Source organism: Methanocella sp. MCL-LM, assembly GCF_049676595.1.
Classification (GTDB): domain Archaea; phylum Halobacteriota; class Methanocellia; order Methanocellales; family Methanocellaceae; genus Methanocella_A.
In genome coordinates, this window is sequence record NZ_CP187259.1 from 1,740,192 (window position 1) to 1,755,407 (window position 15,216).

The 15,216-nt window shown below is 55.0% G+C and carries 16 protein-coding genes; 8 read left to right on the top strand and 8 right to left on the bottom strand.

The features are described from left to right. Window positions 1–221: 221 nt before the first annotated feature. The gene (locus tag ACPLPM_RS08860; RefSeq protein WP_424359882.1) at window positions 222–1,343 is read left to right on the top strand and encodes a hypothetical protein; all 1,122 of its coding nucleotides are present in this window, start codon (window positions 222–224) and stop codon (window positions 1,341–1,343) included. 901 nt (window positions 1,344–2,244) lie between these two features. On the opposite strand, the gene ACPLPM_RS08865 is transcribed toward ACPLPM_RS08860, so the two are convergent. The 3 genes from ACPLPM_RS08865 to ACPLPM_RS08875 all read right to left on the bottom strand — a co-directional run bounded on the left by ACPLPM_RS08865 (window position 2,245) and on the right by ACPLPM_RS08875 (window position 5,806). Further along, the gene (locus tag ACPLPM_RS08865; protein ID WP_424359883.1) at window positions 2,245–3,615 is read right to left on the bottom strand and encodes an NAD(P)/FAD-dependent oxidoreductase; all 1,371 of its coding nucleotides are present in this window, start codon (window positions 3,613–3,615) and stop codon (window positions 2,245–2,247) included. Between the two features lie 436 nt (window positions 3,616–4,051). Continuing rightward, a complete protein-coding gene (locus tag ACPLPM_RS08870; RefSeq protein ID WP_424359884.1) occupies window positions 4,052–5,284 on the bottom strand; it encodes an MFS transporter in 1,233 nt (410 codons plus the stop codon). A 258-nt stretch (window positions 5,285–5,542) separates the two neighbouring features. Further along, window positions 5,543–5,806, bottom strand: a complete 264-nt coding sequence (locus ACPLPM_RS08875) for a bacteriophage holin (protein ID WP_424359885.1) — start codon at window positions 5,804–5,806, stop codon at window positions 5,543–5,545. A 220-nt stretch (window positions 5,807–6,026) separates the two neighbouring features. Between ACPLPM_RS08875 and ACPLPM_RS08880 the strand changes: the two genes are divergently transcribed. Next, window positions 6,027–6,431 carry a hypothetical protein gene (locus ACPLPM_RS08880; protein ID WP_424359886.1) on the top strand — a complete coding sequence of 135 codons (405 nt, stop codon included), beginning with the start codon at window positions 6,027–6,029 and terminating at the stop codon, window positions 6,429–6,431. A gap of 79 nt (window positions 6,432–6,510) precedes the next feature. Here ACPLPM_RS08880 and ACPLPM_RS08885 read toward each other — a convergent pair whose 3' ends face one another. The 5 genes from ACPLPM_RS08885 to ACPLPM_RS08905 all read right to left on the bottom strand — a co-directional run bounded on the left by ACPLPM_RS08885 (window position 6,511) and on the right by ACPLPM_RS08905 (window position 10,597). Continuing rightward, window positions 6,511–7,179, bottom strand: a complete 669-nt coding sequence (locus ACPLPM_RS08885) for an NAD(P)/FAD-dependent oxidoreductase (RefSeq protein ID WP_424359887.1) — start codon at window positions 7,177–7,179, stop codon at window positions 6,511–6,513. Between the two features lie 106 nt (window positions 7,180–7,285). Next, a complete protein-coding gene (locus ACPLPM_RS08890) occupies window positions 7,286–7,435 on the bottom strand; it encodes a hypothetical protein (protein WP_424359888.1) in 150 nt (49 codons plus the stop codon). 235 nt (window positions 7,436–7,670) lie between these two features. After that, entirely contained in the window at window positions 7,671–8,663 is a 993-nt protein-coding gene (locus tag ACPLPM_RS08895) for a YkgJ family cysteine cluster protein (RefSeq protein ID WP_424359889.1), read from the bottom strand. Window positions 8,664–8,721: 58 nt separating this feature from the next. After that, window positions 8,722–8,964: a glutaredoxin domain-containing protein gene (locus tag ACPLPM_RS08900; protein ID WP_424359890.1), complete on the bottom strand. Its 243-nt coding sequence runs from the start codon at window positions 8,962–8,964 to the stop codon at window positions 8,722–8,724. A gap of 28 nt (window positions 8,965–8,992) precedes the next feature. Continuing rightward, window positions 8,993–10,597 carry a GAF domain-containing protein gene (locus ACPLPM_RS08905; protein WP_424359891.1) on the bottom strand — a complete coding sequence of 535 codons (1,605 nt, stop codon included), beginning with the start codon at window positions 10,595–10,597 and terminating at the stop codon, window positions 8,993–8,995. 230 nt (window positions 10,598–10,827) lie between these two features. Here ACPLPM_RS08905 and ACPLPM_RS08910 point away from each other — a divergent pair, with 230 nt between their 5' ends. From ACPLPM_RS08910 to tgtA, 6 genes are all read left to right on the top strand, one after another. Continuing rightward, window positions 10,828–11,520 carry a DUF169 domain-containing protein gene (locus tag ACPLPM_RS08910; RefSeq protein ID WP_424359892.1) on the top strand — a complete coding sequence of 231 codons (693 nt, stop codon included), beginning with the start codon at window positions 10,828–10,830 and terminating at the stop codon, window positions 11,518–11,520. Between the two features lies 1 nt (window position 11,521). Next, window positions 11,522–12,361 (top strand): DsrE family protein, encoded by an 840-nt coding sequence (locus ACPLPM_RS08915; RefSeq protein ID WP_424359893.1) that lies wholly within the window; start codon window positions 11,522–11,524, stop codon window positions 12,359–12,361. A gap of 10 nt (window positions 12,362–12,371) precedes the next feature. Beyond that, window positions 12,372–12,701 (top strand): DUF5400 family protein, encoded by a 330-nt coding sequence (locus tag ACPLPM_RS08920; protein ID WP_424359894.1) that lies wholly within the window; start codon window positions 12,372–12,374, stop codon window positions 12,699–12,701. Between the two features lie 177 nt (window positions 12,702–12,878). After that, window positions 12,879–13,058 (top strand): Em GEA1 (EM1), encoded by a 180-nt coding sequence (locus tag ACPLPM_RS08925; protein ID WP_424359895.1) that lies wholly within the window; start codon window positions 12,879–12,881, stop codon window positions 13,056–13,058. A 93-nt stretch (window positions 13,059–13,151) separates the two neighbouring features. Further along, entirely contained in the window at window positions 13,152–13,472 is a 321-nt protein-coding gene (locus ACPLPM_RS08930; protein WP_424359896.1) for a hypothetical protein, read from the top strand. A gap of 55 nt (window positions 13,473–13,527) precedes the next feature. After that, window positions 13,528–14,988 carry a tRNA guanosine(15) transglycosylase TgtA gene (tgtA, locus tag ACPLPM_RS08935; protein ID WP_424359897.1) on the top strand — a complete coding sequence of 487 codons (1,461 nt, stop codon included), beginning with the start codon at window positions 13,528–13,530 and terminating at the stop codon, window positions 14,986–14,988. The last annotated feature ends 228 nt before the right edge of the window (window positions 14,989–15,216 follow it).

Genomic DNA, 15,216 nt, shown 5'->3' on the forward strand with positions numbered 1-15,216 from the left:
ACCAAACGCTGCGCGATGCTCTCTATCCGGGCTAAACGCAGCTTTTACTCTTTTTGGACTGGCGTAACGGCCGTTCGGCCGACAGTATCATCTTCCTTTTTCAATTTGGTTCGCAGCGAATTATTATAATTCTACTAACAGCCATTAAATTTATATAAAACTAATGACATATTACATAACAGGTTGAGATACAACCATCTGGGGAGCTAATGATGCGACGAATGATCTCTATTTCGCTGATCGTCATCTTATTGTTACTATCTGCTACCGGCGACGCCTCGGCGGCGGGCAGCGGTGTGAAAGCCTTTGTGCCGGCCGAATCGTTCATCGAGGCCAACACGCTACCTTACATCTATAACGGCTCGTTCGTCGTGCTTAACGACGGCCAGCAGGAAGGTGTCTACGTCATCCGGGTGTCGGTCGACGACCCTGTCGCCATCTCCTGGGTCAACGTGACTCCGGCCGCCTTTGTCCTGTCCCCGGGGGAGTCGAAGATCGTCCACTTCGACATCAACATCAGCAACGAACAGGCGAAAACTGGCAAGTACAACATAATTTTTACACCCACGCTGCTACCCCGGACAGTCGAGCCTTACCTTGATACTTTTGCTCAGTACGTATCGATCGTCGACTACTATAACCTGACTCTCGTCGTGCCACCGATCAACGGGTTTGCCGCGGCAGGCACCGTCGAGGGCGGGACACCTGTCGTCTTCGAGGATATTCCCGGCCGGGTCAACCTTGTCCAGTACTCCCGCCCCCTGGACGGAAACCGGGAAGTGATCGAGATCGACAGGGCCATACGCATCAATGCGCCTGCAGTCGCCACAGTCCAGGAACCGGTGCCGGTATCCCTGTCCGTGTTCGAAGGGCTCAGTAACCGGGGCATCGACCTCATCGCCGTATCCCCCCAGGGCATCTTCTACCCGATCACCAGCGAAAACTTCACCTTCAGCCAGGACGGTAAGTGGGGCATCATCGCCGCAGCCGGCGATCAGATGCTACTCGGCAAGCCCATCACCATCGACAAAGGCGGAGCCCAGCTGGTAATGCCCGGCATGGACACCATCCTCGCCGCCATCGCCTTCATCCTCCTGCTATCGATCGTGCCCATCTGGATCCTCACCCGCCGGTCCCGCACCGACCCTTACCAGGACATCACCTTCAAGGCCTACGTCATCCGCAAGTACATCGACCACTTCGACTCCGAGAAGCTCCAGCGCGCCGTCGGCTCCATAGAAGACGAGTACTACAACCTGGTCTCAAAAGATGCGCCCGGCGACAGAGATCAGGCCAGGGCTTCCATCGACGAGCTTAGAACACTCACTCGTCTGGAGTCTTGAAACAAACCACGGCGACTCGGTAACTATTAACCACAACGGCACTACGGCACAACGTTTTCTAACCACAACGGCACAACGACACGGCGACAATCTGGGAGACGATAACCAGACTAATATTCTTACCACGGCGGCACGGCGGCACGGCGACAGTCTATACCTGTATGGTGAGGCTCTTTTTATTGATCCACGGCAGCACGGCGGGCTGATAGCACGGAGACTAATGTATTTCAGTATCCGGGTGCCGGGGCCTGACAGGTTTCATCGAGGGTGTTGAAGCTTCTATCTATGCAATCAGAGATTAGATTAAACGATCGGCAAGCAAGCAGCTTTTTGGTTCATGCGCTGTCTTGGTGTCGCCGTGGATAATAAAAAAGAGCCCTCCTTCTTCACGGTTCGCCATTGTCTTGGTGTCGCCGTGCCGCTGTGGTTCAAATTACCACTCAGTTGTTGTAGATCGCACTGTCTTGGTGTCGCTGTGCTGCTGTGTTGCATTATTCTTATCTTCATGTTCGCCTTTTGAACGCCTGCAGTCGCAGGCGTTCTCGAGGCGATGCGATGACGATCGCTGCGCTGTGCCAGGATCACAGATTGAAACGGATTGCACTGATTTCACAGATGACCTTAGAATAAAATCGGTAGACGGCAAATCCATTTCTCATCGATTAGAATCTGTGCAATCTGTGGCATCTGTCAGAATCATCAGATTCTGCGTAATCTGTGATCCTGGCACAGCGCAGCGATCGTCTTGCTGAGTCACTCCACCTGCAATAGCTCGGCCCAAAGAAGAGAAAATGAATTATGCAACACAGCATCGCCGTGCCGCCGTGGTTCAAATATCTGATTTCCAGTTGTCAGGGTAAAGGGCCATACCGCCCTGGCTTATTTATGGATGTCAAGCAATCTATTGTTTTATCTTTGCCAGTATGCCGTCGGCGGCTTCGATGCCTGTGGCTGCGGCGGGTACTATGCCTCGTGTCAGGCCTGCGCCGTCGCCTGCTACATATAAGTTGTCGACGTTGACTACTTCGAAGTGCTCTCTGGTGTCGGGCCGGATGGCGGCGAACTTGATCTCCGGGGCGTATAACAGCGTGGTGTCCGACGCTACTCCGGGGACGACGCGGTCCAGCATGTCGAGGCCTTCGATGATGTTGGTGACCACCCTGTGGGGCAAGGCCATGGATATGTCGCCGGGGGTGACCGCTTTCAGGGTTGGTTCTACGTAGCTGCGGTGCAGCCGGGACCATGTGGACCGGTGGCCGCGCTTGAGATCGCCGAGCCTCTGCAGGATGGGCTTGCCGCCGCCGATGGTTTTCGCCTGCTGGGCGATGGTGGCGCCATACTCGTTGGTATTTTCCAGCGGCTCGGTGAGGGCGATCTTGGTTAAAAACGAAAAGTTGGTGTTGTTCGACCGGCAGGTGCGCTGGGAGTGCCCGTTGGCGCCTACGCCTGCCTCGTAGGTATCCTGTACTACAAACCCGTAGGGGCAGGTGCAGAAGGTCCTGACCATGTCATCGTAGGTGGGCGTGTACATCCTGAACTTGGGGTCCCAGTTGACCTGGACTGCCTCTTCGTAGACCAGCGACGGAACCTCGACCCGTACCCCCACGTCTATGGGCATGTACTTGATGGGCACACTGTACTTTTTTAGCTCCTCCCCGAGCCAGGTGCTCGCAGATCTCCCCGGGGCCAGAAGTACATAGTCAGCCCGGATCTTCTTTCCGCCCGCGATGACTCCGGTGACTTTTCCATCATCAACGGCTATGCCGGACACGGGGGTATTCAGCAGGAATTTTACTCCCCGATCTTTCATATCGGCCTCCATCGAGCCGATCACTTTAGGGAGCATATCACTGCCGATATGCTTCTGCCTGATGGGTATAAACTCGATGCCGCTGGCTGCCGCCCGGGTTGCGAGCGCAGACGGGGGCACGTGCGGATCTTCCGGGGGAGCGCCGTGCTCGATAAAGTACCGGTCCACCTCTTCGATGAGCTCTTCAGCCCGCCGGGTGCTGACAAACTCTGCCCAGTCCCCGCCCACCTGCGGGCTCAGGTTCAGCTTGCCATCCGACATGCCGCCCGCGCCGCCCACTCCCGCGGTCACGCTGCAGACATTACAATAAATACAGTCCTTGCCCTTCATCACCTGACAGGAGCGCTGGCCGATGTCTTTGCCTTTCTCGATGATAGTCACGCTTGCCCTGTCCGCCAGCTTATGGGCTGCCAGGAGGCCTCCCGGCCCCGCTCCTACGATGATCACTTTAGGCTTTGCCATGCTTCAAGCTCCCATACCGGCTCGCCTGATATGCAACAACCTGCCGAGATGCCGATACACTTAAGGTTTACATGCGGCGATATAAATAATTTCTGCGAAGTTTCGAGAAATGCTTCGGCTATGGATTGCCATTGCCTGGCAAAATCGATAAAAAACGAAAGCTGTATTGTGCGTTTCTGGTTGCTCATATGAGGTGAGACAGCAAGACGAACGCTGCGCTATGCCAGGATCACAGATTACGACAGATTACGCAGATTACACAGATTGCTACTAGACAAATACTTCATAGACAATACTTTTCACAATTATCTATTCGTATCTGTGCAATCTGTGGCATCTGTCAGAATCTGTGATCTGGCACAGCGCAGCGTTCGTTTGCAGATCGCCTACCAGAACGCCTGCATTTGCAGGCGTTCAAAGGCGAACTTCACCTGGCCTACTGTGTAGCGCTCTCAGATTCGCCGGGAGCGCCCAGTCTTTTACCCATCAGGGCCATCGCGCCGGCGCAGCCGGCTGCGACGACTGCGGAGCCTATGTAGGGCAGCGTCATGCTGATCATGTAGGCTGCGCCGCCCACGGAGGGGCCGAGTACTCTGCCGACGCTGTTGAAGGAGCCGAGCAAGCCCATCATGGCGCCGATCCGGTCGGGCGGGGCCTGCTTGGAGACCAGCGTGTTGACCGCGGGGTTGACTAAGTTCATTCCTATGCCCATCACGCAGACGGTCAGGACCAGCGAGGCCAGGCCTATAGAGAACGGCATGCAGATCATGCCGGCGGCCACGAGGATGAGCCCGAAGACCATGGTGTTTTTCTCCCCGTACTTCTGGATGAGCGGTCCTACTGCCAGCTGGCTGACGACGCTCACGATGCCCATGACGGTGAAGATGATGCCCATGACGTTGGGCCCGGTCAGCGTCATCGTGGAGTTCAGCACCGGCATGCTCGATGCCTGCTCCGTGAGGCTGAATTTGTCCATGATGAAATAGGCTGCCGTACCGTCGAGGCAGGCGCCCGCAAAGCTCACCAGCAGCATGATGAAGAACACTGCTCCGAGGGGAGTCTTAAGCGTGTCCAGCAGAGCCACCTTCGGGCCTTTGTGGATGTGCTTCCCTTTCTGCAGGGACTCGGGGAGCAGGAAGACGCTCATGACGAGGGTCACCAGTGCAATGCCTGCAGCTGCGAAGAATGGCACGGTCAGGCCCCAGCTGGCCAGGATGCTCGAGATCGCCGGGCCGACGATGATGCCCAGCCCTGAAGCGGCGCCCATAAAGCCCATCAGCTTGCCCCTTTCTTCCGGGGAGCTGATGTCGGTCACGTAGGCCAGTACTGCAGGCCATATCCCGGCCGAGAGCAGGCCGCCGATGATCTGGGCGGCAAACAGCATCCACAGCTGGGTCGAGAAGCCCGTGAGGATGAACGACAGGGCGAACCCGAACAGGCCGATCAGCATGACCGGCTTGCGCCCGATTTTATCCGATAACTTACCCCAGGTGGGCGCGCAGAGGAACTGCATGGCCGACATGGTCGCCATGAGCAGTCCCAGATCAAGGGCAGAAGCACCCATATCCTTGGTTAAGTACCCGAACACCGGCACGATGATGCCGAAGCCCAGGGTGAAGATGAACATTGAAACCAGAAGAACTATTAGTTGTTGAGCTTTGAGCTCCATCTTGACCACCTATAATTGACTCTGACAGGTTGCTACGAAATGTATTCCTTCTATATAACCTTGATCAGAGGCCATAGTGTAACTATTCCCCTGATACCAGCTATTTATCGGCCCAAAGCAAACAATATAGAATAGCGCTATGGAGCAATACTCCTGCATATCGTCGGTGGTAAGTACGATGCGTGCCTGTCGACCTGCTTTGATAGCGCCTCAGGGGGTAATGAAGAGATCAAGTGGATACTTCCCGGTTGCGGAGTACTATTTTTCCAGCATTCTGGCCAGGTAATTGTAGAGGAGGGCAAAGACGAACCCGCCGATCAGGCCATCGATGAAACCCCATACCCCGCCTATTATGCTTCCTGTCAGATCAGGCTGGTAGCCCAGGTAGAACGAGCCGACCACGTCTACGAATTTTACACCATAGCCGAACAATGCTGCCGTCAGTCCTGTAACCAGGACTGCCAGGCCCCAGAGGATTCCCGCGGCGAGCCCAAAGGCTGTCGGTTTTAATTTATCAACCATCCCTTACACCTATTTTTTATCAGTATCCGCAGAAATAGATGTATCCTGCTTTTTCGTCATAGTACCACTTTTAAGCGCTATTGCCAGCCGGGTTAGCGGATCCCTTTTCAATGGATCTCTCTGCAGTAATATCTTCAGCGGCCTCGCCCTATGCCGGCATACTCACAAGAGTAAGCTTCTTAACCGATTAAGGGCATGGTAAATACTACAGGTGGTATCAATGCGAAAGTTAATCATTCTCGTCTCGGTAATCGCTCTGGCAGCCATGCTTTCAGGCTGCTGCTCGGTCTGTAATTTCAGCAAAAGCTTTGACATAGGCATGTCGAAAAATGTGTACACCCTCGGTAGCTACTCCTTCGAGGAAACAGATGTCAGCCTCACTGAGGGAGACGTACTGAATTATACTGTATCTTCAAACGGCCCGGCTGTGGATATCTATATCCTGGACGAGGAGAACTTTGAGCTGCTGAAGGCTAATTCCACCGAGTGGGTGGAGCTTCATTCTGACTACGCAGACCCTGTGGTATCGGGCCAGTTTATAGCTCCGGAAACCCGCACTTATTACTTTGTAGTCGATAACTACAACGAACAGTCTGCTGTCGTGAACACAGACCTCAAGTGGTAAAACTAGCCTGAGGGTTGCCCGAAGGGGCGGTTTACCGCGCTGTCGGTAAACCGTCTCGAAGCCCTACTAGCCTTCTTTTTTAGCCCAGCACATTCTTCTTAAACTCGTCCCAGCCGATCCTGTCGATGAAAACGCCCATGCGTTCTCTTTCCTTGGCATTGGTCCGGTAGTACTGGATGATCTTCTCGGCCAGGGTCTTCGACTGGTCAATATTGAGGCCGTCGACTAACTCCCTGCCGATTCTGGGTGTCCTGCCTCCGTCGCCTCCGACGATGACTTTGAAACCTTTGCCCGTGCCCAGGAAGCCCAGGTCTTTCAGCCACGATTCGCCACAGCTGTTAGGGCAGCCGGAAACGCCGATCTTGAACTTTGAGGGAGTCGTCATCCCGTGGTACGCCGAATCGAGCGCCAGGCCCAGGCCTACGCTGTCCTGTACTCCTCTCTTGCAGAAGGTGGTGCCGGGGCAGACCTTGATGCTCCTGACACACATGCCTACGGCTGCGCCGGGCTTGATCCCCAGGTCTGCCCAGGCTTTGTCGATGTCCCCTTCTTTGAGCCCGACGATTGCGATGCGCTGGGCACCTGTGATCTTGATTGCCGCCGCATGGTACTTGTCGGCCACGTCGGCGAGCTTTCGCAATGTATTAGAGTCGCAGATGCCTCCTGCGATGTGGGGTGCAATTGCATAGGTTTCCTTATCCCGTTGTAAAATTGCAGCCTTCTCAAGTAAGTCCTTTTTCGTGATCATTATATCAACTCTTGCAAACTGTTGGGTTGCGATATAGTCGCAAGAATATTATAAATAGCATTTATATAATTCTTTTTACAAAATATTCTGGCGGCCTGAGCCGCCATCAAACGCCGTGGACAACCTTCTCGCTCACGATATCTCCGTTCTTCAATTCGTATATGTAAGTTCTGTTGGTGTTCACACAGTAGTTCACAGCCACGATCATACCGTCGTCGTCTGTTTTAGTGCTCTGCGTAGCAAGTGTCTGTTCCATCTGTATCACCGTTTCCATTCGGGAAAGTAGACTGTAATATAAAAATCACATTATTTAATGCTGGCCAAGGATCGGGCAAAAATTTACAGGAAATGATCTGGAAAAGAGCGGAGATTAGGGGGCAGGTATATAAATGCTTGTTAAAAAACCGGTTGTATAAGCCGCTTTTGCTACTTAAGTGCTTGTTGTAAGGCTATTGCAGCCGGACCGTCAGATGCCAGCTGCTCGAGAAGCCTTATTTATAAGTGTTAGGGTCGATGTACGCTTTTACCGCGCCAATATCGTCCATGCTTCCGTCCGCAGGATAGAAGCAGAGGCTGACGTGGCCGTCTGTCGAATTGTTGCGGAGGTCCGCATTTGCGGCCGGAAACGCGAGCATGAGCCCATTATCTCCTTTCGTATTCATGGCCACGGAGATAAATGTGCACTCCGGGTCGGCTACGCTGGGGTTGGTGTTGCTGATCACCGACTCCACTTCTCCTTGCAGGCTCAGGTTGTAGATTCTTCTGGCGTCCTCGGGGCTTACCAGGACGTAGATCTTACCTGGTTCCATGGCAACGCCTTCGTGAGCAACCAGATATGGTACTTTCTTCCAGTCCGCGATCTGGCACAGCGCCTGCATTTCGAACATCGCCTGCTCGAAGACCAGTCCGCTTTCCTTACTACCGTTAAACAGGTAGTCGCTTACGATCGCCCTGAGCTGGTCCCGGTTCAGCGCCTTGAGCAGAGACCTCACAAACTGCATGTCCTTTCGCTCTAAATTAGAGTAGTAGATGATTTCCATCGAGTCGTAGATGACCGAGGTGATCATAGCCTCCCGGTCTACTGCCAGGCGCAAATTATCGGGCAGCGTCAGCATTTTGCAGGATAGTACGCCTTCGCTGTGGGCGTGCTTTTTAATAAAAGCCTTGATCTCGCCCGCGGTCTGGCCGGGCTTCAGCACGGGGAACAGCTTGCACATGAGGGGCTTGATCTCGTGAATACTGCAGCCGTCCTTAAAAAAGGGGCATACATCGCCCGATATCTGGAGGTACAGCCGGGGCGTCTTACTGGTACCTGTGGTCGCAAACACGACGCCGTGTTTTTCCATGAACTGCGGCACCGGTATCTTAAAATGATCGGCCATGCGAAACACGTCTTCTGTGTTCAGCAAGATCAAACGCTGCGAGCAGCACCGCCCGCACATGGCACACTCGAATGGCGCTTCTTCAGTCATGGTCAATACCATCGCAGGCAATGGCTATGTCCTGCCCGGGATATAACCTTTCCCGCCGCCGGGCCGCAGGTTACTGGTTTTCTGCCAGAAACTTGTCTACTTCCACGGGGTCGAAGCCAACGAGCTTCTTCTCTCCCGCTACCAGGAGCGGAGTAACCCTGACTTTGTAAACCTTGGTCAGCTCGTTAAAAGCGTCTTTGCTGGCCGTGATGTCCATGTCTTCGAACTCCACGCCTTTGTTCTTCAGGTATTCTTTTAGGTCGTTGCATGCCGGGCACGTCGGCTGTGAAAAAACCCTCACCTTTGCAGCCATTGTAGATCACTCCAGACGGTTGTTCCTGTTAGGTTAAATCCTTATTGGCCTGCTCTTCCAGCGCTGTCGCCAGCCGGGTGCGCTCCAGCGCCAGGCCAAGCTGCAGACCTATCGAGGCGATGTTGTCGAGGCTCATGCGGGAATACGGCTTGTAAGATCGGCTTCCCATGTTCAGCAGCCCGACGATCTCGTCTCCGGCGACGATCGGAAGGACCAGGATAGTGGATACTCCGTTTGCCGTTATTTCGGCATCCAGCTCTGCATATTCCGGGGTATCGCGGGTGATGTGGATGACTCTCCTCTCCTGCAGGGCACGATCGAACAGGGCTTTGAACTTTCCGGAAAGGCACATGCTATAAAGGCTCTCGGGCATGTTCTTATGCACTTTCATCGCCATCTCGTTCCCGCATTCTTTCAGGTAGACACAGCCCATGTCGAAGCCAAGGGTTGCCATAGTAGAGGCGATAGATCTCTCCAGCATCCCGGCTTCGTCCCGGGTTTCGTTCAGCACCGCGGATACCCGGTTAACTGCCAGCAGTGTATTCACGTATTCAGCTTTCTCCCGGTCCAGCCGCAGGCTTTTTAAGGCCCCGGCTATCTCGTCGGCCACGATCTCCAGGTTTTCTACGTCGGTCGTGCAGGCGGGGGCCGTCAGTGTAAGGACGAGGGCGCCTACGGGCTTTTCCTCCCCGATGATCGGCACGGCAAGCAGGTAGTCAGTATTCTTACCCCCGCCTGCCGGGGCTGATATGGATTCCAGGCTCCGGGCAGTCTGATCGGCAAGGGACCAGCATGAGTCTAAGGTTTCGGCGGATATGTTCTGCGACTTATGGGCAATGCGGCTGCCATCAAGGTAGACCACAGCGTGGGTGTAGTGTAACAGCCGCTCCCGAATGCCCTTCAGCGTACCTTTCAGCAGCTGCTGCTCATCTCTGGCTTCGCCCGCAGTACGGATGATATAGAGCAGGCTTTCCAGGTCTCTCCGTGACCTCTTCAGGTCAGTCAGGTCTTCGCCGATAACTATTGCGGCTATGCCTCTCATGTCCGCCGATGCCGGCGAGAGCGAAAGCTTGTAGGCTCGGAAAATGCCGGTACTCTCTCCCAGGTTGAGCTCCAGCGACACGGTGTCTCCGGCACAAGCGGCCAGTACTGCTTTTCTCATCTCGGTCACATCGGGCCGGCTAAGCAGGCGCCCGAAATCCGCCGCACCAGAGAACCTCTGCTGGAAAGTATTGTTGGAGAAGATGATGTTCAGTTCTTCGTCTATTGCAGCTACCAGAGTGTCAGGCTGATCGATTACTCTGCCCAGCTCTCTCTCCCTAACTTTTACACCGTATAGCTCTCTGGCTGCCGAAAGCAGCCGGGCTTGCTCCTGCCCGGGGCTGGCCGCTGGCTGGCTTTTAGAGACGATGCCCGGTAGCGGAGCCTGCTTAACCATCCAGAGCTTGTTTCTGCCGATGATCCTGAAGTCGAGGATGCCTTTTGCGTGCAGCGCTTCGAGGTACTTCAAGACGGTTGCCCGGCTCTTGCCTGTCCCTGTCGATATCTTGTCCAGCATGGACTCTTCGGGCGGGTGCGACTGGACGTACGAGACGATCAGGTGTTCAGTATCTGAGAGGGCGAGAGATTCCATAGTGCATCACGAATTATACTATATAGTATAGTTCCACAGGATTATCAGCTGCCATATGTATATATCTTTTACTGAACGTGCCCACAGTGCGGGGTGTATGGCGATGACTACAGTAATGAAAAGCTATTTATACGTACGGTTATACTATACAGTATAGTTAAACCATACAGTATAATGTGTGGTGCCAGGTCCGGGAAATTGTGCGGACCGGCTCTCGAAGGTGACCGATTATGTCGACGATTACATCGTATAAATCTGCAGGCAAGGAACTGATTGAGCTGCTCGGCCTGAAGGGCAGCCCCGTAGCGGTTAAGCTCGCGAAGACAGCGGCCGATGTGCCGGCCGGCATCCCGAAGGTGGCCGAGAAGACTCGCCACTGCCAGTTTGTGCAGAATGCCCGGCTGAAGGGCACGAAAGGCTTTGCCACCCACGAAGAGCACCTGTGCAAGGGCGGCGCCGGAGTCATGGGTGTGGAACCGCTGCCCGAAGCAGTGGCAACCGGCAGCATGTACCACAAGCTGGGCAACTTCAAGACTGCAGAGGGTGCACTCGAGACCGTGACTGCCATGCCGAAGAACACCGAAAGCTACTACGCAACGGTGTATGCGCCGCTGGAGGCCGCACAGTTCGAACCCGATTCTGTGATAGTCATCGCGACGCCCAGGCAGGCGCTGCGGATCTCACAGGCTTACCTGCACGCCTCTGGGGGGCGCATCTCCGGCGACTTCTCGGGCATCCAGTCGATCTGCGCAGACGCCGTCGTCGCTGTCATGCAGCGCGGTGTCCTCAACATGACGCTGGGCTGCAATGGCTCCCGGAAGAACTCGGGTATTGCGGACGACGAAGTTATCATCGGCCTGCCCCCGAAGGCTCTGCCGGGCATTGTCGAGGCGCTGAAGACCTTCAAAGAGAAGTGGGGATAAGATGGCCCGGACAATCAGCCTGCTGGGCATTAAAGCACCGAATGCCGCGATCACCATTGAAAACGTGATCCGTGGCACCGAAGATCGAACCGAAACTCTGGCGTTCGCCGTTAGTCCGGGTGCAGAGGCCGGTATCGACAAAGTGGCCAAAAAGCATGGCTATACTATCGAAACCAGCCAGGCTGGTAAAGCTATAGCTGTTAGACTAGTTCCCGAAGGGAAGAAGCTGGAAGAGATCGACGTAACCGGGGATACCTGTCCCGGACCGGCCATCACGGTCGGCAACTACCTGGGGAAAATGACGGTCGGCGACCGCGTGAAAGTGAAGAGCGGCTGCGCAGATGCCATCGAGGACATCGCCATGGCAGTCAGAGCGACCGGCTCGAAAGTCGTGGAGAAAGGCGGCGAGGGTGACAAGCATTACCTGATAGCAGAGAAAGCGCTCAAAGTGGCAGCCCCTGCCGGAGCCCCGGTTGAAAAAGACAAGCTCCTGATCGTGCAGAGCAACGGCATCGGAAACGCCGAAAAGGCTTATGCCACCTTCATCTTCTCCAGGGTAGCGCTCAGCATGGGCAAGAAAGTGACGATCTTCATGCTCATGGACGGGGCCAGCATCGGCCGAAAAGGCACGGCGGCCGGAGTCAAGCACCCGGCTTTCGAACGTCTCGACAAGATGATGGAAGAGGTAATCAAGGCCGGGGCGAAGGTCTACGTCTGCGAGCTTAGCGCCCAGTTCCGTGGTATCAAGCAGAAGGACCTGGTTGAGGGCGTAAAGCTGGCAGGCGCGGCTACCTACCTTGAGCTGTTGAGCGACCCGTCCTACACGATTGCGAACTTCTGAGGTGGACTAAATGGATATGACATATCTGATCATAACAATAGCAATTATGCTAAGTGCAATGGTAACGGGATTCATCACTTTCCGGATGATCGGCATGAAGCTGGCCCTTCACTTCGGCGCCCTTGGCCTGGCGCTGATCGTGACTCTGGCAGCCGTAGTAACCGGGAACACGATCGTTGTATACGCTGCGGTAGTGATGCAGATACTGGCAACACTGACCGTGTATACCCAGACCTGGAAGATACTGCAGTATAATTTCCAGACTTCTCCGGCATACGCACCTCACCTGGCACTGGTGACCATGCTGCCGGTGCTGGCGCTGGCCTCAGTTTTAGTATAGGGCAGATATCTCTTGAAAAGCAGGGGGCTCATACCTCTGCACTTCTTTTTACTACGACAGTGATGCCCTTAAGGCACCGCGATTTTCCCGGGACAACATTTTACAGAGGCCGGCCTTGACTTCACTTGCGGGGCATAATTTGCACGTAATCACGGGTGTCCCCGAAGAGGTGAAACTATGGCAGAGGAAAAGGGCGAGATGACTGTCGAGGAAGCAGGCCGCAAGGGCGGCCATAAGGGCGGAGAGAAGGTCAAGGAAAAGTACGGCCCCGAATTCTATTCAAAGATAGGCCACAAGGGCGGCCAGAAAGTCAAAGAGCTCATCGAGAAAGGCAAAGAGGAAGAAGAGAGCCGGTAGGCTCCTCTACTATCCAGCTCTGGCTCTGGATCATCATACGCTCTGGCGACCTGCGGAAAAGTATTTGCCGCTCAAGCCAGATACCCTGTACCGATGGTCACCAGAAAGCCAGCGGAGCCAGGGTTTAAACAATCCTCTATCGCGCCGGTTAAGTCTAAACCGGCGGCGGACGCCAGGGGCCTTTCGCCCTTCCGCACAGCGAGCGATCTCATGAAAGAGGAAACCAGCTTTAGCGAGAACGAGAGACGCCTCCAGCGCTGGGCAGAGCTGATGATCCGCAACAAAAAAGTTGCTCCCGGGTGGAAAGAGGACAGGGATGCCACCGATATCGTCAGGTGGATCAGCGACCCTAAAGCGGCTACGCCGGAGGCTGTAAAGCCGAAGAAGGGCAAAGGTAGCGGCGGAAAAGAATGATCTTCTTACAAGTATTCTTTATATAGCAGCAGGCGTTATGATCTCCTGAACTCTAATGTCCGACGTTTTTGAGATCACTGAAAAGGACCTTTTAGGCAGAATTGGCAAGCTGTACACGCCGCACGGCGTTGTCGAGACACCGACTGTGATGCCGGTGATCAACCCCAACCTGCGGCTGATCGAGCCCCGGGAGCTGAAAAAGTACGGGGCACAGATGCTGATCACTAACTCTTACATCATCTACCGCACGGAGCGCCTTCGTGAGGCGGCTCTGGCTAAAGGCCTGCATAGCATGCTGGACTTCGATGGCCCGATCATGACGGACTCCGGCTCGTTTCAGCTCTCCGTCTACGGCTCGGTGGAAGTGGACAATCCCGGCATCGTCTCGTTCGAGCGGGATATCGGCACCGACATCGGCGTGCCGCTGGATATTCCGACGCCTCCCGATGTGCCTTATTCGAGGGCGAGGGAAGAGCTCGAGATCACGCTGGCCCGGGAATCGGAAGCAAAGAACTACAAGGGCAACATGCTGCTCGCCGGGCCTGTGCAGGGCTCTACTCACCTCGATCTGAGGGAGGAGGCGGCGAGGCGGACGTACGAGATCGGATTTGACGTTTATCCTCTGGGCGCAGTCGTGCCGCTCATGGAATCTTACAGGTATAAAGATCTGGTCGACGTGATCGTGCGGTCGAAGATGGGCCTCGGCCCGGACGCAGTCGTCCACCTGTTCGGTGCCGGCCACCCCATGATGCTGGCGCTGGCCGTGGCTCTCGGGTGCGACCTGTTCGACAGCGCTGCCTATGCTCTCTACGCTAAAGATGGAAGGTACCTCACGATCGACGGCACCTACCACATCGGCCAGCTGACCCACCTGCCGTGCTCATGTCCTGTATGCATGGCTCACACGGCAAAGGAAATCGCAGGCATGGACGAGGCAACGAGGACAAGACTACTTGCAGAGCACAACCTCTACGTGACCTTTGCCGAGATCCGGCTGATCAAGCAGAGCATTCTCGATGGCGACCTCATGGAGCTGGTGGAGCGCAGGTGCCGGAGCCATCCCAGAATGCTGTCCGGCTTAAAGCAAATGATGAACTATTCGTCTTACATTGAAAAGTTCGACCGGGCAACAAAGGCCTCGTTCTTCTACCTCGGCCCGGAGTCCGCCAGCCGGCCCGAAGTCATCCACTATAACCGGCTTCTGAAAAATCTGCGGGCGGAAGGGAACGTGCTGATCTCGACCAGGCGGGACGTGGACTCGAGAGGCTTTGACCGGGTTCTCCATGTAAAGGCACCTTTCGGTGTCTTCCCGGACGAGCTGAGCGAGAGCTACCCGATCGGCCAGTCGGAGGTCATCAGCGAACTGGACTGCGAAGCCAGAGATGCCACGCTGCAAAACATCGCCGACTTCATCGGCTCCCGCCCGGGCGCTAAGTTTACTTTCGCCTACGATGAGCCGTGGGAGAGCCCGGCCATCGCGAGACTGGCAGCCATCGCCGGCATTATAAGGCTTTAGTAATCTGGTAAGCGTACGCTGCGCTGCGCTTAAACACAGAGGACACGAAGTACACGGAGGGCACGAAGGTCTATTATGGACACAAAGGTTCGTGTTAAAGGGTAGATCCCTTTGTGACCTTGAGTAATCCTTCGTGTCCTCCGTGACCTTCGTGCCCTTTGTGTCAAGGCACAGCGCAGCGTACGCCGATCTTTAATGAGATCCACAGTTCGAAAACATTTTAACAAT

Excerpts from the sequence above, each read along its gene's own strand:
- ACPLPM_RS08860 (WP_424359882.1), top strand. The coding sequence starts at position 222 with ATGATCTCTATTTCGCTGATCGTCATCTTATTGTTACTATCTGCTACC.
- ACPLPM_RS08865 (WP_424359883.1), bottom strand. The coding sequence starts at position 3,615 with ATGGCAAAGCCTAAAGTGATCATCGTAGGAGCGGGGCCGGGAGGCCTC.
- ACPLPM_RS08870 (WP_424359884.1), bottom strand. The coding sequence starts at position 5,284 with ATGGAGCTCAAAGCTCAACAACTAATAGTTCTTCTGGTTTCAATGTTC.
- ACPLPM_RS08875 (WP_424359885.1), bottom strand. The coding sequence starts at position 5,806 with ATGGTTGATAAATTAAAACCGACAGCCTTTGGGCTCGCCGCGGGAATC.
- ACPLPM_RS08880 (WP_424359886.1), top strand. The coding sequence starts at position 6,027 with ATGCGAAAGTTAATCATTCTCGTCTCGGTAATCGCTCTGGCAGCCATG.
- ACPLPM_RS08885 (WP_424359887.1), bottom strand. The coding sequence starts at position 7,179 with ATGATCACGAAAAAGGACTTACTTGAGAAGGCTGCAATTTTACAACGG.
- ACPLPM_RS08890 (WP_424359888.1), bottom strand. The coding sequence starts at position 7,435 with ATGGAACAGACACTTGCTACGCAGAGCACTAAAACAGACGACGACGGT.
- ACPLPM_RS08895 (WP_424359889.1), bottom strand. The coding sequence starts at position 8,663 with ATGGTATTGACCATGACTGAAGAAGCGCCATTCGAGTGTGCCATGTGC.
- ACPLPM_RS08900 (WP_424359890.1), bottom strand. The coding sequence starts at position 8,964 with ATGGCTGCAAAGGTGAGGGTTTTTTCACAGCCGACGTGCCCGGCATGC.
- ACPLPM_RS08905 (WP_424359891.1), bottom strand. The coding sequence starts at position 10,597 with ATGGAATCTCTCGCCCTCTCAGATACTGAACACCTGATCGTCTCGTAC.
- ACPLPM_RS08910 (WP_424359892.1), top strand. The coding sequence starts at position 10,828 with ATGTCGACGATTACATCGTATAAATCTGCAGGCAAGGAACTGATTGAG.
- ACPLPM_RS08915 (WP_424359893.1), top strand. The coding sequence starts at position 11,522 with ATGGCCCGGACAATCAGCCTGCTGGGCATTAAAGCACCGAATGCCGCG.
- ACPLPM_RS08920 (WP_424359894.1), top strand. The coding sequence starts at position 12,372 with ATGGATATGACATATCTGATCATAACAATAGCAATTATGCTAAGTGCA.
- ACPLPM_RS08925 (WP_424359895.1), top strand. The coding sequence starts at position 12,879 with ATGGCAGAGGAAAAGGGCGAGATGACTGTCGAGGAAGCAGGCCGCAAG.
- ACPLPM_RS08930 (WP_424359896.1), top strand. The coding sequence starts at position 13,152 with ATGGTCACCAGAAAGCCAGCGGAGCCAGGGTTTAAACAATCCTCTATC.
- tgtA (WP_424359897.1), top strand. The coding sequence starts at position 13,528 with ATGTCCGACGTTTTTGAGATCACTGAAAAGGACCTTTTAGGCAGAATT.